The following is a 19615-nucleotide window of genomic DNA, read 5'->3' as shown; positions in this document are numbered from 1 at the left end:
CCATAATGCCGCCCGTTCCCCGCTCACTGTTGAAGGCCGGATATGCAGCAAGACGATCCAAAAATCACCAAGGACGCCGCGCCTACAGGCACGCAGACATTGCTGCGTGGCCTGGGTGTGGTTCAGGCGGTCGCCAGCGGCGCCCGTGACTTGAAGGAAATCGCCCGGCTGATCGGCACCACCCGCAGCACCACCCATCGCCTGGCCAGTTGCCTGGTGGACGAACGTTACCTGCGCGTGGTGCCGCAAGTGGGTTACCTGCTGGGGCCGAAGCTGATCGAACTGGGTTTCCAGGCCCGGGAAGAACTGCCACTGGTGAGCCTGGCCGGGCCGTATCTGGATGAGTTGTCGGCTCTTACCGGCGACACCGTTCACCTGGCGATTCGCGAGGGCGACGAAGTCTTGTACCTGCTGAAAAATCCGGGGCGCAACGGCCCGGAGATGCGCTCGCGCGTGGGCCATCGCATGCCTTTGGCGCGCACCGGGATTGGCAAGGCACTGATGCTCGATGACTCGCAAGAACAATGGAAAAGGCTGTACGAAATCAGCCTGCCGGCCGGCGGGAAGAATCAGTTCTGGCCCCAGCATCAGGAGCAATCCTGGGAACAGTTCCAGCAACGGATGGTGGAGTACGTGGCGGGAGGTTATGCCTTCGATCTGGAAGACAACGAACCGTCGATTCGTTGCGTGGCGGCGCCGATTCGCGACGCTGGCAAGCGCATTGTCGCCGGTATCAGCATCGCCAGCACCGTGCCGTACATGCCGCTGGAAAAAATGGCCGAGCTGATTCCCCTGGTCAAAGGGGTTACAGCCCGGCTATCGGCGGAGCTGGGTGCCAAGGTCTGACGAACGTCAGGCCTTGAGGGTCGCCATGTCGATGACGAAGCGGTACTTCACGTCCCCAGCGATCATGCGGCTGTAGGCCTCGTTGATCTGGCGAATGTCGAGCATTTCAATGTCGCAGCTGATGTTGTGTTCGGCACAGAAATCCAACACTTCCTGAGTCTCTGCGATACCGCCGATCAACGAGCCAGCCAGGACTCGACGACCCATGATCAGTTTTGCGGCATGCACCGGCGGATCAATCGGCTCGACCAGACCTACCAGGATATGCACGCCGTCGAAACGCAAGGTGTCGAGGTAGGGATTGAGGTCGTGCTGCACCGGAATGGTGTCCAGCAGGAAGTTGAAACGTCCGGCGGCAGCGGCCATCTGCTCGGCGTCGGTAGACACGATCACGTGGTCCGCACCTTGGCGACGGGCTTCTTCAGCCTTGCTCGCCGAGCGGGTGAACAACGTCACTTCCGCGCCCATGGCCTTGGCGAACTTGATGCCCATGTGCCCGAGCCCACCCATGCCCAGCACGCCGACCTTGTCGCCAGCCTTCACGCCATAGTGCTTGAGGGGCGAGTAAGTGGTAATGCCTGCACAGAGAATCGGCGCGGCACCGGCCGGGTCGAGGTTTTGCGGGATGCGCAGCACGAAATGCTCGCTGACCACGATGCTGTTGGAGTAACCGCCCATGGTGTGGCCGCCGCTGATACGATCCGGGCTGGCGTAGGTCTGCGTCATGCCCTGGTAGCAGTATTGCTCCAAGTCAGCGCGGCAAGCTTCGCACTCGCGGCAGGAGTCGACCATGCAGCCAACGCCCACCAGGTCGTCGACCTTATAGCGGGTGACATTCGCACCGACGGCGGTGACTTTTCCTACAATCTCATGGCCGGGCATCAGCGGATAAACGGCGATGCCCCATTCATTGCGGGCCTGGTGGATGTCGGAATGGCAGACGCCGCAGTAGAGAATGTCGATTGCCACATCGTCGGCTCGCGGGCTGCGGCGTTCGAATTTCATGGGGGCGAGGGGAGTGGTGGCCGACTGGGCGGCATATCCGATGGCTGTGTACATGATGGACCTCGCTAAGCAGTGAACGGTGAGGGGTTCATTCTGGGAGTCCTGTCGGTGTGCGGCGATGGCGATTCCTCCGCCTGTCATGCCTAATCCTCCGGTCTTGGCCAGGATTTGATCCTATGTGGCGCCAGACCTGCGATGATGGTTTCATCCCTTTTTTCGTGAAGTTTTCGTCCATGTTGTTGACCCGCCATCTCGATGCCAACGCTACGCTGGTTTCATTGATAGAACCTTTGGCGACCCGCGACGGTTTCGTCCCGACGCCACTGCCCGGCGTACATGTGCTTCGGGCCAGTCAGGACGTCGCCCGTGGCCCACAGCTCTACGAACCGAGTCTGGTGATCATTGCCCAGGGTAGCAAACTGGCGTACCTGGGGCCTCGCACGCTGGAATATGGCGCCGGGCATTATCTGATCCAGGCCTTGCCGGTGCCGTTCGAATGCGAAACCTACGCCATGCCCAATGCTCCACTGCTTGGGGTTTCCGTTGCGATCGATCGGGCGATGCTGGGGGAACTGGTGCTGGCCATGGGGTTGGTACCGGGTCGGAACCTGGCGCCGCAGACGCCGGAATCGATGACCTGCGCCGTGCTTGATGACGCCATGCGTGGGTGTGTCGAACGTTTGTTGCGCTGTTTGCACGATCCGTTGGAGTGCCAGGTCATGGGCCAGGCGCGGCTGCGGGAGTTGCTGTTCGTCGCGTTGCGCGGGCCCCAGGCCGATGTGCTGCGGGCGCTGGTGGAGCAGCAAGGCCAGTTCGCTCGGATTGCCGTGGCCTTGAGCCATTTGCATGCGCACTTCACCGAGCCACTGAACGTCGAGACACTGGCCAGTTGCGCGAACATGAGCGCTTCAACCTTCCATGAGCATTTCAAGCGCAGCACCTTGCTCTCGCCGGTGCAGTACCTCAAGCGCTTGCGCCTGCTCAAGGCCCAGCGGCTGCTGCTCATCGAAGGCATGGGCGTGGCCCAGGTGGCGCATCAGGTGGGGTATCAGAGCCCGTCGCAGTTCAGTCGGGAGTACAAGCGCTACTTCGAACGCAACCCCGGGGAAGAGCGCGCAGCTTGAGCCTGTGATGTTCCCTTGTGGGAGCGAGCCTGCTCGCGATAGCGGTGTATCGGTCGACATCTGTGTTGAATGGAAAAACGCTATCGCGAGCAGGCTCGCTCCCACATTGGTTCGGTGTGGTCGTCGGAATAGCAGGCAACAAAAAGGCCCCCATTGCGGGAGCCTTGATGTTCAGCGAATCGGCTTACATGTTCGGGTAAGTCGGCCCGCCAGCGCCTTCCGGGGAAACCCAGGTGATGTTCTGCGCAGGGTCCTTGATGTCACAGGTCTTGCAGTGAACGCAGTTCTGGGCGTTGATCTGGAAGCGCTTCTCGCCGTCTTCCTTGGTCACCACTTCATACACGCCGGCCGGGCAGTAGCGCTGTGCCGGTTCGTCGTACAGCGGCAGGTTCTTGCTGATCGGAATGCTCGGATCGGTCAGCTTCAGGTGGCAGGGCTGTTCTTCTTCGTGGTTGGTACCGGAAATGAACACCGAGCTGAGTTTGTCGAAGCTGATCTTGCCGTCCGGTTTCGGGTAGTCGATCTTCTTGCAATCGGCCGCCAGCTTGAGGCAGGCATAGTCGGGCTTGGTATCGTGCAGGGTGAACGGCAGCTTGCCGCCGAAGATGTTCTGGTCGAGCCAGTTGAAGCCACCGCCGATGATCGCGCCGTACTTGTGAATCGCCGGGCCGAAGTTGCGGCTGGCGAACAGTTCTTCATACAGCCAGCTGTTCTTGAAGCTGTCGACGTAGGCGGTCAGTTCATCACCGCCTTCGGACTCGGCAAACAGGCGATCGGCCACGGCGTCGGCGGCGAGCATGCCGGACTTCATGGCGGTGTGGCTGCCCTTGATCTTGGCGAAGTTCAGGGTGCCGAGATCGCAACCGATCAGCGCGCCGCCCTTGAAGACCATTTTCGGCAGCGAGTTCAGGCCGCCCTTGCAAATGGCGCGAGCACCGTAGCTGACGCGCTTGCCACCTTCCAGGTACTGCTTGAGCACTGGGTGATGCTTGAGGCGCTGGAATTCGTCGAATGGCGACAGGAAGGTGTTGCTGTAGGACAGGTCGACGATCAGGCCGACCACCACCTGATTATTTTCCAGGTGATAGAGGAATGAACCGCCGGTGTTTTCGGTGCCCATGATATCCAGCGGCCAGCCGGCGGTATGCACCACCAGCCCCGGTTGATGCTTGGCCGGGTCGATTTCCCAGATTTCCTTGAGACCGATGCCGTAGTGCTGGGCGTCGGCATCGCTGTCGAGGTTGAAACGCTTGATCAGTTGCTTGCCAATATGGCCTCGGCAGCCTTCGGCGAACAGCGTGTACTTGCCGCGCAGTTCCATGCCAGGGGTGTAGAGGCCTTCCTTTGGCTGGCCTTCACGGTCGACACCCAGGTCGCCAGTGATGATCCCGCGCACCACGCCGTTTTCGTCGAACAGCGCTTCCTGGGCGGCGAAGCCCGGGTAGATTTCCACGCCCAGGTTCTCGGCCTGCTGGGCCAGCCAGCGGCACAGGTTGCCCAGGGAAATAATATAGTTGCCTTCGTTGTGCATGGTCTTGGGCACAAAAAAGTCAGGGATTTTCTGCGCGGACTCGGCGTTTTTCAGGACATAAATGTCATCACGCTTGACCGGTGTATTCAGCGGCGCGCCGAGTTCTTTCCAGTCCGGGAACAGTTCGTTCAGAGCGCGGGGTTCGAACACCGCACCGGAGAGGATGTGCGCACCGACTTCGGAGCCTTTTTCGACCACGCAGACGCTGATTTCCTTACCGGCTTCGGCGGCCTTCTGTTTCAGTCGGCAAGCGGCAGACAGGCCAGCGGGGCCGGCGCCGACGATGACCACGTCGAATTCCATGTATTCGCGTTCCACAGGGCTATCTCCTACTCAAGGCTCACAGTTTTTCTAATTGGAGGTTTGGCGTTGCATCCGTTGTTTCCTTCGCGAAAAGCGACGAAAGCGACAATGGATGAGACGCGGGTCTCTCTTAAGCGGCGCATTATATCTACACCACTCTCAGGGTCCAATACAAACGTTTGTTTGAAATTGCCGCAGCCCAGATAAATCACTGACGTACGGCTTATGACTGACCATTTTGCCGTATTGACCGGAATAGGCGTTCCGGTCAAGATACGGGCGGTTTTGCGCTCGCCGTAGGCTGACTGTTGGTTCCAAGAGCACCTCTAAAGACAGGGCGAAGGCAGCACAAAGTGACGTATTGCGCGGTTCTGACGCGCAGTTTACACGCCGCGATAATGAATGACTCATCAGTCATCACTGACGAATGGTCTTCACTCCCGTGAGCAGGGTCATGTGTGGTTCATGCCGGCGTTTTTAGAGGTGCCCTTGCGCCCATGAGCATCAACCGCCAGGTTCGCCTAGGCGACTTTTTTTCACCGGAGAGTAACGAGGAATCCATGAAGGTTCTTGTAGCTGTCAAACGAGTGGTCGACTATAACGTCAAGGTTCGCGTCAAGGCGGACAACTCCGGCGTCGACCTCGCCAACGTCAAGATGTCGATGAACCCTTTCTGCGAAATCGCCGTAGAAGAAGCCGTACGCCTGAAAGAAAAAGGCGTGGCGACTGAGATCGTCGTCGTCTCCATCGGCCCGACCACTGCCCAGGAACAACTGCGCACCGCGCTGGCACTGGGTGCCGATCGCGCCATCCTCGTCGAATCCGCCGAAGACCTGACTTCCCTGGCCGTGGCCAAGCTGCTCAAGGCCGTTGTCGACAAGGAACAGCCATCGCTGGTGATCCTCGGCAAACAAGCCATCGACAGCGACAACAACCAGACCGGCCAGATGCTCGCTGCATTGAGCGGCTACGGTCAGGGCACCTTCGCTTCGAAAGTCGAAGTGTCCGGCGACAGCGTTGCCGTGACCCGCGAAATCGACGGCGGCGCACAGACCGTTTCCCTGAAACTGCCTGCCATCGTCACCACCGACCTGCGTTTGAACGAGCCGCGCTATGCGTCGCTGCCAAACATCATGAAAGCCAAGAAGAAGCCGCTTGAAGTGCTGACTCCTGACGCTTTGGGCGTTTCCACCGCCTCCACCAACAAGACCGTAAAAGTCGAAGCGCCGGCTGCACGCAGCGCGGGCATCAAGGTCAAGTCGGTGGCTGAACTGGTCGAGAAACTGAAAAACGAAGCGAAGGTAATCTGACTATGACTATCTTGGTAATCGCCGAACACGATAACAAGGTGCTGGCTCCGGCCACGCTGAACACCGTTGCTGCCGCTGCCAAAATCGGTGGCGATGTCCACGTCCTGGTAGCCGGGCAGGGCGCTGGCGCCGTTGCCGAAGCCGCTGCGAAAATCGCTGGCGTGGCCAAAGTGCTGGCGGCCGACAACGCTGCCTACGCGCACCAACTGCCGGAAAACGTTGCTCCGCTGGTTGCAGAGCTGGGCAAGGGCTACAGCCACATCCTGGCGGCCGCCACTTCCAACGGCAAGAACATCCTGCCGCGCGTTGCCGCTGCACTGGACGTCGACCAGATCTCCGAAATCATCTCGGTGGAAAGCGCCGACACCTTCAAGCGTCCGATCTACGCCGGTAACGCCATTGCCACCGTGCAATCGAACGCTGCGGTCAAGGTCATCACCGTGCGTGCCACCGGTTTCGACCCGGTTGCCGCCGAAGGTGGCTCGGCTGCGGTTGAAGCCGTAGGCGCCGCCCACGACGCCGGCATCTCCAGCTTCGTCAACGAAGAGCTGGCCAAGTCCGATCGTCCTGAACTGACCGCTGCCAAGATCGTCGTTTCCGGCGGCCGTGGCATGCAGAACGGTGACAACTTCAAGCACCTGTATGCCCTGGCCGACAAGCTGGGCGCTGCCGTCGGTGCTTCCCGCGCGGCGGTCGACGCTGGTTTCGTACCCAACGACATGCAGGTCGGCCAGACCGGCAAGATCGTTGCACCACAGCTGTACATCGCCGTCGGTATCTCCGGCGCGATCCAGCACCTGGCCGGCATGAAAGACTCCAAGGTGATCGTTGCGATCAACAAGGACGAAGAAGCGCCGATCTTCCAGGTGGCCGATTATGGCCTGGTAGCGGACTTGTTCGAAGCCATCCCAGAGCTGGAGAAGCTGGTCTAATCCGGCGTCTTCACTTATAAAGAGCCCGGCCCTTTGGCCGGGCTTTTTATTTCTGCATCAGAGGAGCGTATCGCCATGGATCTGCGCCGTTTGGCCGGCTGGTCGTTGCTGTGGACGTTGGCACTGGTGCCAGGCCTGTCTGTTGCCGCGGGCAAATGTGAGCGACTGATCGCCACCGGCAGCCCGGATGCGCCGCCCTATCTGTGGCAAGACCCCCAGGACCCCAAGCACTTGATTGGCGCCGGTGCCGACCTGTTGGCGCACGTGGCGCAAGAGTTGGGGATCAAGATCGAACTGCTGTATGCCGGCAAGCGTGCCCAGGCATTGGACGAAGTGCGCAGTGGACGCATGGACCTGCTCACCGACGCTCCGCTGACCGTTACCGGGCTTGAAGTGCTGGACTACGTTCACCCGCCCTTGCTCGAAAACGATTATCTGGTTTGGACCCGCAAGGACTCGACGCTGGTCATCAACCAGCCGGAGGATCTTCATGGTCATCCCGGCGCCTTGTCGGAAAAGGCGCGTATGACCCAGGGATTCGGCGTTTTTGCCGAACAGAAATTATCCTTGGTGCGCACGCCCAACCTGACCCAGGCCTTTCAGAAACTTCTGCTGGGAGAGGTGGAATACGTCTTGGCGGGGCGCTATTCGGGCCTGGCAATGGCGCAGACACTGGGGATGGCCAACGACCTGCAAGCCGTACCGCAACCGGTGGACAAACCCGGGCTGTTCCTGGCGATTTCCCATAACTCCGCCTGCAATGACCCATGGTTACGCGGACAGCTGGCGCAAAAGATGACAGAATTGGCCGCGTCCGGCCTGACGGAGGCTGTGTTGCAGCGCAATCTCGAGCGTTGGAGAACACAGTTGCAGCCACCTGTCAGTGCCCCAAAACAGTAGGGAACATTAGTGACTATTCGACCTCTTTTCGCTGCCCTGGCCGTTCTGGCTCTGGCGGGCTGCGCAGCCGATCCGGCGCCGAATGAACAGATCCGCCTGACCGAACAGGCACTGGAGCAAGCCCGGGCCGTTGGCGCCACTGCCGACGAAGTGCCGGAACTGAAACTGGCTGAAGAAAAGTTCGCCCGCGCCAAATCCAACATGGCCGACGAATCCTACAAGAAGGCGCGCATGCGGGCCGAACAGGCCGAACTGGACGCCCGTCTGGCCGAAGCGAAGGTGCTGACCCTCAAGAGCCAGGAGCAACTGAACGTGCTCGACACCCGCATCAAGCGCTTACGCAAACAGTTGCGGGAGGATGCCCAATGAAGCACTCCCACGTATTGGGCGGCCTGGTCCTCGCAGGCCTTGCCAGCTTGTATGGCTGCGCCGGCCAGCGTAGCGAAGCGGCGCTCGAACAGGCCAGCACCGACTTCCAGAAGGTCAAGGAAGACGCCAACGTATTGCGCGCCGCGCCCCGGGACGTGATCCGCGCTGGCGAATCCCTGGCCCGTGCCGATCGTTTGTCCACCTACTGGGGCAGCGGTGAGGATGTGCAGCATTACGCTTACCTGAGCCAGCGCTACAGTGCGATCGCCCGGGAGCACAGCGACCAGGTGCTCAACGAAGAGCGTGCGGCGAAGCTCGAACTGGAGCGCCAGCGCCTGCAATTGGCCCTGCGTGAATCCAAGTTGCTGAGCGTGCAGCAGCAGGGCAAATGGCTTGAAGAACAGATCATGGCGATGGCGACCACACAAACCGATCGCGGCTTGGTGATGACCCTGGGTGATGTGCTGTTCGATACCGGTGAAGCGGAACTGAAGAACTCGGCCAATCGGGTCGTGCTCAAGATCGTGCAGTTCTTGCAGCTCAATCCCAAGCGTGTGGTGCGTATCGAGGGATACACCGATAGCACTGGCGGTAAGCAGGAGAACCTCAAGCTGTCTCGCGACCGCGCGCAAGCGGTTGCGGATGTGCTGGTGGACCTGGGGATAGACGAAAAGCGTATCCAGGTCGAAGGTTACGGTGATCAATACCCGGTGGACGTCAACGCTTCCGAGCGTGGCCGGGCACAGAATCGTCGCGTTGAAATTGTGTTTTCCGACGAAAAAGGCCAGCTCGGCGCCGCCCGCTGAGGGCTGCGTCACTGGAAAACCCGGCCCCTTCAACGGCGCCGGGTTTTTTTGCGCTCGCAGATTGTCTGTAGGGGTACAGTTAGAGCTGTCACTCCACTGTGCTGTCGAGTAATCTGGCAACTGTCCCAGTACACTTCTAAACTGTTCCGGTATCGTTTCCGACAAGAATAAAATGCCCGTGAAATCGAGTGCTGCGTCATGACCAACCTTCTGCTCTATCAACGTATTGCTCAACAGCTGGCTGAAGACATCCGGCGCGGTGTGTATCAGCCTGGCGAACGCGTGCCGTCGGTGCGCAAGATGAGCTCGCAGCTCAACGTCAGCCATGCCACGGTGCTGCAGGCCTACGCGAACCTTGAAGACCAGGGGCTGATTCGCGCGCGGCCGCAGTCGGGCTACTACGTGCACCAGACGCCGGCCCTGACGGCGTCGACGCCGGATATTGCCCGGGTAGAGCGTCCGGGTCTGGTGACGCGCAGCAGCATCATCCAGCAAGTGTTGGTCGAGTCACGTCGCGAAGGCGTGTTTCCCCTGGGTGCGGCGGTGCCAAGCGTCGACTATCTGCCTGTGCGGGCCTTGCATCAGCAACTGGCCAAGGTCACGCGTTTCCACAGCCCGCGGGCGTTCAGCTACATGTTCAGCCCGGGTTTCGAGCCGTTGCGACGTCAGGTGGCGATTCGCATGCGCGATGCGGGCGTGGTGGTGGACCCTTCCGAGGTGGTGATCACCCACGGCTGTGTCGATGCGCTGCAGATGTCCCTGCGGGTGCTGACGCGGCCAGGGGACTTGATCGCCGCCGAGTCACCGACCTATTACGGCTTGCTGCAATTGGCGGATCTGCTGGGTCTCAAGGTCATCGAGATCCCCAGCGATCCGGTCACCGGGATGAGCCTGGAGGCCTTGCAGTTGGCCGCCAACCAGTGGTCGATCAAGGCGCTGGTGCTGACCACGCGCCTGAGCAATCCCCTGGGCGGCACCATGCCTGAGGAGCGGCAAAAGCAGTTGCTGCGCCTGGCGTCGGACTTCGACATCCAGATCGTCGAGGACGATATCTATGGCGAGTTGATGTTTGAGCAGGGCCGCACCAAGGCCCTCAAGGCCTACGACCGACTGGACCGGGTCATCTACTGTTCGAGTTTTTCCAAGACGTTGTCGCCAGGTGTGCGCATCGGCTGGATGATCGGCGGGAAATTTCAGCAGGAAATCCAGCGGCTCCAGACCTTCAGCACTCACTCGGCGTGCAGCGTTACGCAGATGGGCATTGCCGCGTACCTGGAGAACGGCGGCTATGACCGGCACTTGCGCTATATCCGCCAGGAGTACCGCAAGAACCTCAGTGCCTTTCAACTGGCGGTGCAACAGTACTTCCCCGAAGGTACGCAGATGAGCCGTCCCACGGGAGGCTTTATCCTGTGGGTCAGCCTGCCGGGGCGGGTCAATACCCAGGAGTTGCATGTGCGGGCGTTGCAACAAGGCATCAGTATCGCGCCAGGGCTGATTTTCAGTAACACCGAACAGTTCAATCACTGCATCCGCTTGAACTGCGGTACACCCTGGAACCGTGAGGCGGAGCGGGCCTTGATGACTCTCGGGCTGTTGGCCACTCAATTGTGCCAAGAGACGGCCAACGGAATTCTTTAGGTGTCAGCGACTTAGCTCGATGTGCTTGTCAGCGCCTCATTATCAGGCGAGCATGGGGGTCCCTGCCGTCAGTGCCGTTGTGTCTATGAAAACCATTGCCCCTGCTGCCTGGGTTTTGATTGGGCTGTTGAGTGCCTTCCAAATGGGAGGCGTCGTCGCGGCAGCGCCGGCGCAGGAAAAACCGGTCGCCAGTGCCACGAAGGATGCACCGAAAAAAAACGCGGTGGCCAAGAAGCCTTCCGCGAAGAAGGCGGCACCCGCGAAGAAAAAGCGCGCGCCCATCGCCTCCAAGAGCAAATCTGCCCATGAGGTCGCCAAGACCCCATTGCCGCCAGCCAAGCTGGACCTGAGCCTGCCCCACGACATGGTCGAGGAGCTGCAGCCACCGGGTAAGGTGACGGTGCCCAAGCGTGAACCACTGCTGCCGTCCATGTTTGGCGAGAAACCCGGACCGTTCCAGCTCAATGGCCGTTTGTTGAGCAATGAAATGCAGTTGCCACTGCGCAACCAGGAGCGCAATGAGGTGGAGGGCGCGGCGCTGGATTTCGAATTCAAGCAATAGACCTTCGCCAGGCACGCAGCTCGGTGCTGACTGTCCGGTCATCTCGTCGGTCGCAAAAAATACCCAGACGGTAATTTAAAACGAGTGTTTTAGTCGTTACTCTGTGTTCTGTTACCAACTATTACCTGCCGTGAGGATGTTGTCGTCATGAAATGCCGTGAAGGCTGTGGCGCCTGTTGCATCGCCCCTTCCATCAGCTCACCTATTCCTGGCATGCCCCAAGGCAAACCGGCGGGAGAACGTTGCGTGCAATTGTCGGTCGATAACCTGTGCCGGATCTTCGGCCAGCCGGAGCGTCCGGCAGTGTGCTCGGCGTTCGAAGCCGACATCGAGGTTTGCGGCAGCAGCAATGAAGAGGCCATCCGGCTGATCGGTTGGTGGGAACAAGTCACGGCAGCGTAATGAGTCAATGAACAGATCCGAAATGAACGAACTTGGACAATAAGGAAAAAACTATGGGTTCGCTGCATCGTATGGCTGTGTTGTGTGGGTTGACCGTATTGCTGGCAACGGCCACGGCTCAGGCAGAGGACTGGCAGGTTGCCAAGGAGAAGGACGGTATCAAGGTTTCCCTCAGTGAGGTGGCCGGCTCCAAATATAAGGCTTACCGTGGTGTGACGGTCATGAAGACCAGCGTTGCAAAGCTGCGTGCCTTGCAGGAAGACGTCTCCGGCGCCTGCGCCTGGATTCACGAATGCAAGAGCCAGAAGCTGCTCAAGCACGAAGATAGCAAGAGCTGGACCTACACCCAGTTCAACACGCCATGGCCGGTAACGCCCCGTGACTCGGTGCTGGAAGTCACCACCGAGGATGGTGCCGATGGCAGCCTGACCCGCAAGCTCAAGGGCGTGCCCAAGTACCTGCCTGAGGAAAAGGGCTTCGTACGGGTGGCCCAGGTCGATGGTTTCTGGAAGTTCACGCCAAAGGGCGCGGGCCAGGTCGAAGTCGTTTATCAGGTCCACACCGAACCGGGTGGTGACGTGCCGTCCTGGCTGGCGAACAAGTTCGTGGTGGACGCGCCATTCAACACCTTGGAAGCCCTGAAAAAACTTGCCGAAAACTGATCGGCCAAGGCTGCACTAAAGAGACCGCCCCAGAGGCGGTCTTTTCATGTGTGCCGTCCAGAGGCCCAGCGGAACGATTGGCCGGCCCTCAAGGTCGAGATAAAGGTAAGCCAGGCCCTGAATTGATCAAGGAGACACTGATGCAAAAGTGGGAAATTACTTTCATTGACGATCACGGTGAAAAAACCGTCGAGCAGTTCGACTATGACCAGAAGCCCACCATGGAGCAGGCCGCCCAACTGATTCGCGAAAGGTTGCTACCAGTGCTCGAGCGACTGGACCTCAACGACTTGGAGGACCGCACCGAAGACCCTACAGTCAAGAATCTCAAGTCCCAAAACAGTATCGAAATCCTCAGCATTACACCGATTTCATGAAACGTTGCCTGGCCTCGCTTGGCAGTGGCCATCACTTGCGGCTACTCTGCAACTGAGATCAGCGAAAGGATCGCCAAGGTCCGGTCTTGTCAGCTACATGCTTGTGTCCCGACGGCTATTTGATGCCGTATCGCTTGCAGCCTGAGGGCTTCACGCACGGGAAGACGGAAAGTCTATCCATCGGTTTTAGGAGGACGTTTCATGAGCACAGCCTATCAAGAAGACATCAGCACCAGCGTATTGCGCCGCATGAAAGAAGGCGGTTTCGATTTTTCCCGATTCCATCCCATCGAGTTCTACGCCATTTTCCCGGACGAGGAGCGGGCGCGCAGGGCGGCAGGTCATTTTCGGGGAGAATCGCTGAACGCGCAGATCAGTGCACGGGACGACGGGGCTTGGTCATTGGAACTGAGCCGGGTGATGTACGCCACTTACGATGACATTGGCGACTTCGAGCAAGACTTCGAGGCAGTCGTCGAACCCTTGGGTGGCGTTATCGAGGGCTGGGGTGTCAAGCAAGAGATCCGGCGCCTGCAGGCCTGACAAATACACTCACTGCAACTACAGCAACGGCTGACCTTTGTGTCGGCCGTTTTCATGTGAAACGGATTTATATCCGACCCCACCACTATCACGTCTCCGGGTTTTGTACCTAACTGTATCCAGATCAAGCCGCTTCGTTTTTCCGTGACTATGCTCAGGGGAGCGACGCCCCCTGCGTCGCAATGAAGCGGGGGCAGCGGGGTGGGGGGTATTTGCTGCACTACAAAAGTGCACAGCCTGTCAGTGGAGAATCCAACCCGTTGATTGTAAAGCGTTTATGCCGATGGCACGGGGCTTGCGAAGCCTTGCTGCCAGGGTGACAAGGAGTACGGCATGATCCGCAGTGGTTTTGATGAGATGTACGATGCTGACGGCCAGGTCCGCCCGCATTACCGGGCTTTTGCCCGCTGGCTGGCTGAAACGCCTGACGAGCTGCTGGCACAACGCAGACGTGAAGCCGACCTGCTGTTTCATCGTGCCGGCATTACTTTCACGCTCTATGGAGACGAGCAGGGAACTGAGCGCCTGATCCCTTTCGACACGATCCCGCGCAGCATCCCGGCCAGCGAATGGCGGGTGGTCGAACGTGGCTGTATCCAGCGGGTCAAGGCGCTGAACATGTTCCTTGCCGATCTCTACCACGAACAACGGATCATCCGGGCCGGGATCATTCCCGCCGAACAGGTACTGGCCAACGAGCAGTACCAACTGGCGATGCAAGGGCTTGATCTGCACCGTGACATCTATGCCCACATTTGTGGTGTCGATTTGGTACGCGACGGTGACGGCACGTACTACGTACTCGAAGACAATCTTCGTACGCCCAGCGGCGTCAGCTACATGCTCGAAGACCGCAAGATGATGATGCGCCTGTTCCCCGAACTGTTCGCCGCCCAGCGCATCGCCCCCATCGACCATTATCCGAACCTGCTGCTCGACACCCTGAAAAGCTCCAGCCCGCTGGACGATCCCAGTGTCGTGGTGCTCACACCGGGGCGTTTCAACAGTGCGTTCTTCGAGCACGCCTTCCTGGCCCGGGAGATGGGCGTGGAGTTGGTAGAAGGCGCCGATCTGTTCGTACGGGATGACAAAGTGTTCATGCGCACCACCGACGGCCCGAAAGCGGTTGATGTGATCTACCGTCGCCTCGACGACGCATTCCTTGATCCACTGGCCTTCAACCCGGATTCGATGCTCGGCGTACCGGGCCTGTTGTCCTCCTACCGTTCCGGCAACGTAGTGCTGGCCAATGCCATTGGCACGGGTGTGGCGGACGACAAGTCGGTGTACCCGTTCGTCACCGACATGATCCGCTTTTACCTGGACGAGGAGCCGATCCTGAAGAACGTTCCTACATGGCAATGTCGTAATCCTGCCGAGCTTTCCCACGTGCTGGCGAATCTTCCCGATCTGGTGGTCAAGGAAACCCAGGGCTCCGGCGGTTACGGAATGCTGGTGGGACCGGCCTCGACGGCGGCGCAAATCGAAGCCTTTGGCGAGCGAATCAAGGCCAAGCCGCACGCCTACATCGCCCAGCCGACGCTGTCGCTTTCGACGTGCCCGACCTTTGTCGAAAACGGCATCGCCCCGCGTCACATCGACTTGCGTCCGTTTGTGCTGGCCGGCCGCGAGACCCGCGTGGTCCCTGGCGGGCTGACACGAGTGGCGTTGCGCGAAGGCTCCCTGGTGGTGAACTCATCCCAGGGCGGGGGTACCAAGGACACCTGGGTGGTCGAGGATTGAGGAGCTGCCATGCTAAGTAGAACCGCCTCGGACCTGTACTGGATGTCGCGCTACCTGGAGCGTGCGGAAAACCTCGCGCGGATGCTCGACGTCAGCTATTCGTTGTCGCTGATGCCCCAGGACGGGCGTGGAGATGGCCTGCACGAGTTGGCCATGCCATTGCTGATCACCGGCACGCTGGATGATTATCGGGAGCGACACGGCGATCTGCACGCCGAGCGCCTGCTGCATTTCTTTGCCCTGGACGCGGCCAATCCAGCCAGCATCTACAGTTGCCTCGGCTCCGCGCGAGCCAGTGCCCATGCGGTACGTGGGCGAATCACTGCCGACATGTGGGAAAACATCAACGCCACCTGGCTGGAAATTCGTGGTATTGCCGAGCAAGGCTTGAATCGCTACGGCATGAGCCGTTTCTGCGAGTGGATCAAGGAGCGCTCCCACCTGTTTCGTGGCGCAACCTACGGCACCATCATGCGCAACGATGCATTCAGGTTCATTCGCCTGGGGACTTTCATCGAAAGGGCCGACAACACCTTGCGCTTGCTCGATGCCCGTTACGAAATGGCCGGTGACCAGGCCGACGCGGTCAGTGATGGCACGGCCCACGCGTATTACCAATGGAGCGCCTTGTTGCGGGCCTTGTCGTCCTTCGAGGCTTATACCGAGATCTACCGTGAGGCCCCGGGCGCTCGCCATGTGGCTGAGTTGCTGCTGTTGCGCGCCGACGTGCCGCGTTCGCTGCGCGCCTGTACCGAAGAAATCGACCAGATCCTCGCAAGCCTGCCGGGCACCAACGGCCGGCAGGCACAACGACTGGCGGCGGAAATGGACGCCCGCCTGCGCTACACCGGCATCAACGAAATCCTCGACGGGGGCCTGCATGCCTGGCTTACCGAATTCATCCCACTGGTCCGTGAACTGGGCAATGCCATCCACAGTTCCTACCTGGAGGTCATATGAGACTCTCGATCAGCCACGAAACGGCCTACCACTACGAAGATCAGGTTCGCGCCAGCATCCAGTACCTGCGCCTGACGCCCCACGACAGCGAACGCCAGCATGTGCTGAGCTGGCAACTGGATTTACCACGGCCGGTGCGGGCGCAGCTGGATCCGTTTGGCAACATCCTTCACGTACTGACCCTGGACGAGCCCCACGAAACAGTCATCATCGGTGCTCGCGGACAGGTGGATATCGACCCGTCTCGCGAAGCCGAGCACGAGAGCCAGTCAGCGCTGCCGTTCCTGCGCTTCACCCGGCTGACCGAAGCGGACGAGGCCCTTCGCGTCTTCGCCGCCCAGCTCTGCCAGCAGCGTCGCGATCGTACGGCGCTGATCGACCTGATGCACGGGCTGAACCAGCACATGATCTACACCCCGGGCACTACGGCGGTCGAAACCAGCGCGGCCCAGGCTTTTGCCGGGCGTAGCGGGGTATGCCAGGATCACACCCACGCATTCCTGGCCTGCGCTCGTAGCCTGGGAGTGCCGGCGCGGTATGTGTCGGGGTATCTGTTCAGCGAAGAGAGCGAGCACCTGGCAAGCCATGCCTGGGCAGAAGCCTGGCTTGACGACGCCTGGTACAGTTTCGACGTGACCAACCAACTGGCCCGTCCGGAGCGACACCTGAAGCTGGCCGTGGGCCTGGACTACCTGGACGCTTGCCCGGTGCGTGGCATGCGTCGCGGCGGCGGTTACGAGCAGATGCACGCCAAGCTGGTCGCGACTCCGGCACCAGTGATCACCGTGCAACAACAATAACTGCTTGATGAGCGAGCTTTTGTGGCGAGGGGATTTATCCCCGCTGGGATGCGTAGCAGCCCTAAAGCAGTGAACTCAATCTTGCTGGCACACCGAGTTGCCTGGTTTGGGGGCCGCTTCGCAGCCCAACGGGGATAAATCCCCTCGCCACAAAAAAAGCAATCTTACGGGGCCAATGGCTGCTTGCGTCCTGCCATATGCTTCAAATAACCCACCAGCAAATCCAGCTCTGAATCCGGCAGCACCGCTGCCGAGAACCCGGGCATCTTGCCCTGGGGCCAGTGGCGCAGGCCTTGCGGGTCGCGAATGTAGCGCTTGAGGAAATCCCCGGAGAAGTATTCGGTTGGATTGAAGGGGATATTCAAGTCTGGACCGAACTGTGCGTCGCCCGCGCCGTTGAGTCGATGGCACGCCAGGCAGTTTTTCTGGAACAGCTCGAAACCTTTGTTGATCGGGTCGTCCTTGGCCAGGTTGGGCGCCGGCAGCAGGGCCGGAAAGCGGTCGGCCACGGCCGATAGGCGTTTGATGGTCGCCACTGCGTAGGGCCATTGTTCCGGGCTGATATGGCCAGCCTGTGGATCGGTCCAGACCAGGTAGAAAGGCCCGGCGCTGTGCTTGCCTTCCCCCAACGGTGGCCAGGGCTTGGCCGGGTCCTCGATCGCCAGCCAGGCCCGGGCCCCGCTCTTGTTGAGTAACGGTGCTGCGGGCATTTCGGCAGCGAAGCCATCCAGGGCAACGGCTTGCAGATGATCGTCCGCTTGAACGCCCGTCAATAACGTCGTCAGCGGCACGGCTCGATAACTCATGGGTTTCTTGTAGGAAACGTCATCCGTGATCTGGACCGTTTGAACGTCCGGGTGCTTGAGCAGTTCTTCGGTTTGCCAGGTGCGCGAGCTTGCGCCCAACTCCAGCACCAGTTGCGCGGCGTAAAGGGGCGTGCTGAGTAGCAACGCCCCGAACACAATGAGAGCTTTCAAGTCGATCGCCTTCCATGTCGAGGGGGTGCCGCAAAGGTTGGCACAGCCATCGCAGCTCGAACAGCGAACCCGTCACATTTTTTGGCGATACAGCCAGTGGAATAATGCAGATGCCTGCGCTCAGGGTTCAGCCAATCACCTTGGTGATATTCGGCAAAATCAACAGCAGCGTCGTGGCGAAGAGAATGAGTCCGGCTTGGCGAACTTTCGAATGTTTGAACATGGCTGACCCGCCTTTATTGTTATTTCCTAAAAGCCAGCCTGCATATCCGTGGCGACTGGCGTTGCACTTCCTGTCCGACAAGCGCCTCGGCAAAACCCGACGACTTTCTTGTACAAGGATTACATTAGGGGCCGCAGCGGCCTTGGCTTAGATCCAATTCGTATCAGCTTGGTGCGCATAGCTCTAAAAAAGCTATGAGGCCTATTGCCACCTTCCTGCCGGCCCTTTTGCTAGACAGCTTGCTTTCCTGAATCGGTTAACCCGATAGCTCGCTACCGTTCGTCTGAGCGTGGCCGTCAACGCCATTGAGCACTGTGGTCATTGAATCCGGCGCCGCTGGGCTTATGGTTGAGCTCATCGCATTACGCCCGTGGTTTTCGAGGATGTCATGACCCAAGCTTTGATTTTCGACGCATTACGCACGCCCCGTGGCAAGGGCAAGGCCGATGGCGCCTTGCACAGTGTCAAGCCGGTGAACCTGATGGGGGGCTTGCTCAGCGCCTTGCAGCAGCGCATGGATCTGGATACCAGCCAGGTCGATGACATCGTGCTCGGTTGCGTGACGCCAGTGGGCGAGCAGGGGGCTGATATCGCCAAGACCGCTGCATTGGTGGCCAATTGGGATGTCAGCGTGGCGGGGGTGCAACTCAATCGGTTTTGCGCCTCAGGCCTGGAGGCGGTGAACCTGGCGGCCATGAAGGTGCGTTCCGGGTTCGAAGACCTGGTGGTGGCGGGCGGTGTCGAATCCATGTCCCGGGTGCCCATGGGCAGCGATGGCGGCGCATGGGCGTTGGACCCGCAGTCCAACCTGCACGGTCACTTCATTCCCCAGGGCATCGGCGCCGACCTGATCGCCACCCTGGAAGGCTTCAGCCGCGAGGATGTCGACCGCTACGCGCTGCACTCCCAGCAAAAAGCGGCGCGCGCCCGGGCCGACGGCTCGTTCGCTAAATCCCTGGTCGCCGTACGGGACCAGAATGGCATCGTGCTGCTGGACCACGACGAATTCATCCGCGCCGACTCCACCCTCGAAGGTTTGGGCAAGCTCAAGCCGAGTTTCGAAGCCATGGGCCAGATGGGCTTCGATGGTACGGCGCTGCGCGTCTACAGCCATGTCGAACGGATCAATCATGTGCACACGCCAGGCAACAGTTCCGGCATCGTCGACGGTGCGGCGTTGATGCTGATCGGTTCCGAGGCCAAGGGGCGCGCCATGGGCCTGCAACCCCGGGCACGGATCGTCGCCACGGCCGTCACCAGCACCGACCCGACCATCATGCTCACCGGCCCGGCGCCGGCCACCCGTAAGGCCCTGGCCAAGGCCGGGCTGCGGGTCGAGGACATCGACCTGTTCGAAGTCAACGAAGCCTTCGCCTCGGTGGTACTCAAGTTCATCAAGGACATGGCCATCGACCCCGACAAGGTCAACGTCAACGGTGGCTCCATCGCCCTGGGACATCCCTTGGGCGCCACGGGTTGCGCGATCCTCGGCACGTTGCTCGACGAGTTGGAGACGCGTCGCCTGCGCTATGGCCTGGCGACCCTCTGTGTCGGCGGCGGCATGGGCATCGCCACCGTCATAGAACGCCTCTGAGCCCC

The 19615-nt window shown here is 60.1% G+C and carries 20 protein-coding genes; 17 read left to right on the top strand and 3 right to left on the bottom strand.

What is annotated here, in order from left to right:
• The first annotated feature begins 42 nt into the window (after window positions 1-42).
• On the top strand, window positions 43-846 hold the full coding sequence (locus tag PSH86_RS21740; protein WP_013693986.1) for an IclR family transcriptional regulator: 804 nt from the start codon (window positions 43-45) through the stop codon (window positions 844-846).
• Window positions 847-852: 6 nt separating this feature from the next.
• Here the strand turns inward: PSH86_RS21740 and PSH86_RS21735 are convergent, their stop codons facing one another.
• The gene (locus tag PSH86_RS21735; RefSeq protein ID WP_305484829.1) at window positions 853-1905 is read right to left on the bottom strand and encodes an NAD(P)-dependent alcohol dehydrogenase; all 1053 of its coding nucleotides are present in this window, start codon (window positions 1903-1905) and stop codon (window positions 853-855) included.
• 179 nt (window positions 1906-2084) lie between these two features.
• Between PSH86_RS21735 and PSH86_RS21730 the strand changes: the two genes are divergently transcribed.
• Window positions 2085-2975 (top strand): AraC family transcriptional regulator, encoded by an 891-nt coding sequence (locus PSH86_RS21730; protein ID WP_116834261.1) that lies wholly within the window; start codon window positions 2085-2087, stop codon window positions 2973-2975.
• A gap of 184 nt (window positions 2976-3159) precedes the next feature.
• Here PSH86_RS21730 and PSH86_RS21725 read toward each other — a convergent pair whose 3' ends face one another.
• The gene (locus tag PSH86_RS21725) at window positions 3160-4824 is read right to left on the bottom strand and encodes an electron transfer flavoprotein-ubiquinone oxidoreductase (RefSeq protein ID WP_109754362.1); all 1665 of its coding nucleotides are present in this window, start codon (window positions 4822-4824) and stop codon (window positions 3160-3162) included.
• Between the two features lie 545 nt (window positions 4825-5369).
• On the opposite strand from PSH86_RS21725, the gene PSH86_RS21720 reads away from it, so the two are divergent.
• From PSH86_RS21720 to PSH86_RS21655, 14 genes are all read left to right on the top strand, one after another.
• On the top strand, window positions 5370-6119 hold the full coding sequence (locus tag PSH86_RS21720) for an electron transfer flavoprotein subunit beta/FixA family protein (RefSeq protein ID WP_003179445.1): 750 nt from the start codon (window positions 5370-5372) through the stop codon (window positions 6117-6119).
• A 2-nt stretch (window positions 6120-6121) separates the two neighbouring features.
• Window positions 6122-7051: an electron transfer flavoprotein subunit alpha/FixB family protein gene (locus tag PSH86_RS21715; protein WP_109754361.1), complete on the top strand. Its 930-nt coding sequence runs from the start codon at window positions 6122-6124 to the stop codon at window positions 7049-7051.
• Window positions 7052-7126: 75 nt separating this feature from the next.
• The gene (locus PSH86_RS21710) at window positions 7127-7951 is read left to right on the top strand and encodes an ABC transporter substrate-binding protein (RefSeq protein WP_163857488.1); all 825 of its coding nucleotides are present in this window, start codon (window positions 7127-7129) and stop codon (window positions 7949-7951) included.
• Between the two features lie 9 nt (window positions 7952-7960).
• Window positions 7961-8320, top strand: a complete 360-nt coding sequence (locus PSH86_RS21705; RefSeq protein WP_003204190.1) for a DUF4398 domain-containing protein — start codon at window positions 7961-7963, stop codon at window positions 8318-8320.
• A complete protein-coding gene (locus tag PSH86_RS21700) occupies window positions 8317-9126 on the top strand; it encodes an OmpA family protein (RefSeq protein ID WP_116833136.1) in 810 nt (269 codons plus the stop codon). The genes PSH86_RS21705 and PSH86_RS21700 overlap by 4 nt, the downstream gene beginning before the upstream one ends.
• Window positions 9127-9324: 198 nt before the next feature.
• Window positions 9325-10767, top strand: a complete 1443-nt coding sequence (locus PSH86_RS21695) for a PLP-dependent aminotransferase family protein (protein WP_109754358.1) — start codon at window positions 9325-9327, stop codon at window positions 10765-10767.
• 85 nt (window positions 10768-10852) lie between these two features.
• The gene (locus PSH86_RS21690; protein ID WP_109754357.1) at window positions 10853-11329 is read left to right on the top strand and encodes a translation initiation factor 2; all 477 of its coding nucleotides are present in this window, start codon (window positions 10853-10855) and stop codon (window positions 11327-11329) included.
• 147 nt (window positions 11330-11476) lie between these two features.
• Entirely contained in the window at window positions 11477-11731 is a 255-nt protein-coding gene (locus tag PSH86_RS21685; RefSeq protein WP_109754356.1) for a YkgJ family cysteine cluster protein, read from the top strand.
• Window positions 11732-11784: 53 nt separating this feature from the next.
• A complete protein-coding gene (locus PSH86_RS21680) occupies window positions 11785-12393 on the top strand; it encodes an START domain-containing protein (protein ID WP_109754355.1) in 609 nt (202 codons plus the stop codon).
• 140 nt (window positions 12394-12533) lie between these two features.
• Entirely contained in the window at window positions 12534-12770 is a 237-nt protein-coding gene (locus tag PSH86_RS21675; protein WP_109754354.1) for a hypothetical protein, read from the top strand.
• A 201-nt stretch (window positions 12771-12971) separates the two neighbouring features.
• Window positions 12972-13313 (top strand): ribonuclease E inhibitor RraB, encoded by a 342-nt coding sequence (locus PSH86_RS21670; RefSeq protein WP_003179463.1) that lies wholly within the window; start codon window positions 12972-12974, stop codon window positions 13311-13313.
• A 333-nt stretch (window positions 13314-13646) separates the two neighbouring features.
• Window positions 13647-15056, top strand: a complete 1410-nt coding sequence (locus PSH86_RS21665; protein ID WP_109754353.1) for a circularly permuted type 2 ATP-grasp protein — start codon at window positions 13647-13649, stop codon at window positions 15054-15056.
• Window positions 15057-15065: 9 nt separating this feature from the next.
• Window positions 15066-16016, top strand: a complete 951-nt coding sequence (locus PSH86_RS21660) for an alpha-E domain-containing protein (RefSeq protein ID WP_109754352.1) — start codon at window positions 15066-15068, stop codon at window positions 16014-16016.
• Complete coding sequence (locus PSH86_RS21655) at window positions 16013-16816, top strand: transglutaminase family protein (RefSeq protein WP_109754351.1); 804 nt, start codon at window positions 16013-16015, stop codon at window positions 16814-16816. Before PSH86_RS21660 ends, PSH86_RS21655 begins: the two co-directional genes overlap by 4 nt.
• A 164-nt stretch (window positions 16817-16980) precedes the next feature.
• On the opposite strand, the gene PSH86_RS21650 is transcribed toward PSH86_RS21655, so the two are convergent.
• Entirely contained in the window at window positions 16981-17793 is an 813-nt protein-coding gene (locus tag PSH86_RS21650) for a cytochrome c (RefSeq protein ID WP_109754350.1), read from the bottom strand.
• 611 nt (window positions 17794-18404) lie between these two features.
• On the opposite strand from PSH86_RS21650, the gene PSH86_RS21645 reads away from it, so the two are divergent.
• On the top strand, window positions 18405-19610 hold the full coding sequence (locus PSH86_RS21645; RefSeq protein ID WP_176689331.1) for an acetyl-CoA C-acetyltransferase: 1206 nt from the start codon (window positions 18405-18407) through the stop codon (window positions 19608-19610).
• Window positions 19611-19615: the final 5 nt, after the last annotated feature.

It is taken from the genome of Pseudomonas sp. FP2300 (assembly GCF_030687595.1).
Taxonomy (GTDB): domain Bacteria; phylum Pseudomonadota; class Gammaproteobacteria; order Pseudomonadales; family Pseudomonadaceae; genus Aquipseudomonas; species Aquipseudomonas bijieensis.
Note: the sequence above shows the minus strand (reverse complement) of the source record. Positions and strands in the feature narration are given on the sequence as shown.

Excerpts from the sequence above, each read along its gene's own strand:
- PSH86_RS21655 (WP_109754351.1), top strand. The coding sequence starts at position 16,013 with ATGAGACTCTCGATCAGCCACGAAACGGCCTACCACTACGAAGATCAG.
- PSH86_RS21680 (WP_109754355.1), top strand. The coding sequence starts at position 11,785 with ATGGGTTCGCTGCATCGTATGGCTGTGTTGTGTGGGTTGACCGTATTG.
- PSH86_RS21715 (WP_109754361.1), top strand. The coding sequence starts at position 6,122 with ATGACTATCTTGGTAATCGCCGAACACGATAACAAGGTGCTGGCTCCG.
- PSH86_RS21710 (WP_163857488.1), top strand. The coding sequence starts at position 7,127 with ATGGATCTGCGCCGTTTGGCCGGCTGGTCGTTGCTGTGGACGTTGGCA.
- PSH86_RS21665 (WP_109754353.1), top strand. The coding sequence starts at position 13,647 with ATGATCCGCAGTGGTTTTGATGAGATGTACGATGCTGACGGCCAGGTC.
- PSH86_RS21670 (WP_003179463.1), top strand. The coding sequence starts at position 12,972 with ATGAGCACAGCCTATCAAGAAGACATCAGCACCAGCGTATTGCGCCGC.
- PSH86_RS21735 (WP_305484829.1), bottom strand. The coding sequence starts at position 1,905 with ATGTACACAGCCATCGGATATGCCGCCCAGTCGGCCACCACTCCCCTC.
- PSH86_RS21720 (WP_003179445.1), top strand. The coding sequence starts at position 5,370 with ATGAAGGTTCTTGTAGCTGTCAAACGAGTGGTCGACTATAACGTCAAG.
- PSH86_RS21660 (WP_109754352.1), top strand. The coding sequence starts at position 15,066 with ATGCTAAGTAGAACCGCCTCGGACCTGTACTGGATGTCGCGCTACCTG.
- PSH86_RS21695 (WP_109754358.1), top strand. The coding sequence starts at position 9,325 with ATGACCAACCTTCTGCTCTATCAACGTATTGCTCAACAGCTGGCTGAA.
- PSH86_RS21685 (WP_109754356.1), top strand. The coding sequence starts at position 11,477 with ATGAAATGCCGTGAAGGCTGTGGCGCCTGTTGCATCGCCCCTTCCATC.
- PSH86_RS21700 (WP_116833136.1), top strand. The coding sequence starts at position 8,317 with ATGAAGCACTCCCACGTATTGGGCGGCCTGGTCCTCGCAGGCCTTGCC.
- PSH86_RS21645 (WP_176689331.1), top strand. The coding sequence starts at position 18,405 with ATGACCCAAGCTTTGATTTTCGACGCATTACGCACGCCCCGTGGCAAG.
- PSH86_RS21740 (WP_013693986.1), top strand. The coding sequence starts at position 43 with ATGCAGCAAGACGATCCAAAAATCACCAAGGACGCCGCGCCTACAGGC.
- PSH86_RS21730 (WP_116834261.1), top strand. The coding sequence starts at position 2,085 with ATGTTGTTGACCCGCCATCTCGATGCCAACGCTACGCTGGTTTCATTG.
- PSH86_RS21690 (WP_109754357.1), top strand. The coding sequence starts at position 10,853 with ATGAAAACCATTGCCCCTGCTGCCTGGGTTTTGATTGGGCTGTTGAGT.
- PSH86_RS21675 (WP_109754354.1), top strand. The coding sequence starts at position 12,534 with ATGCAAAAGTGGGAAATTACTTTCATTGACGATCACGGTGAAAAAACC.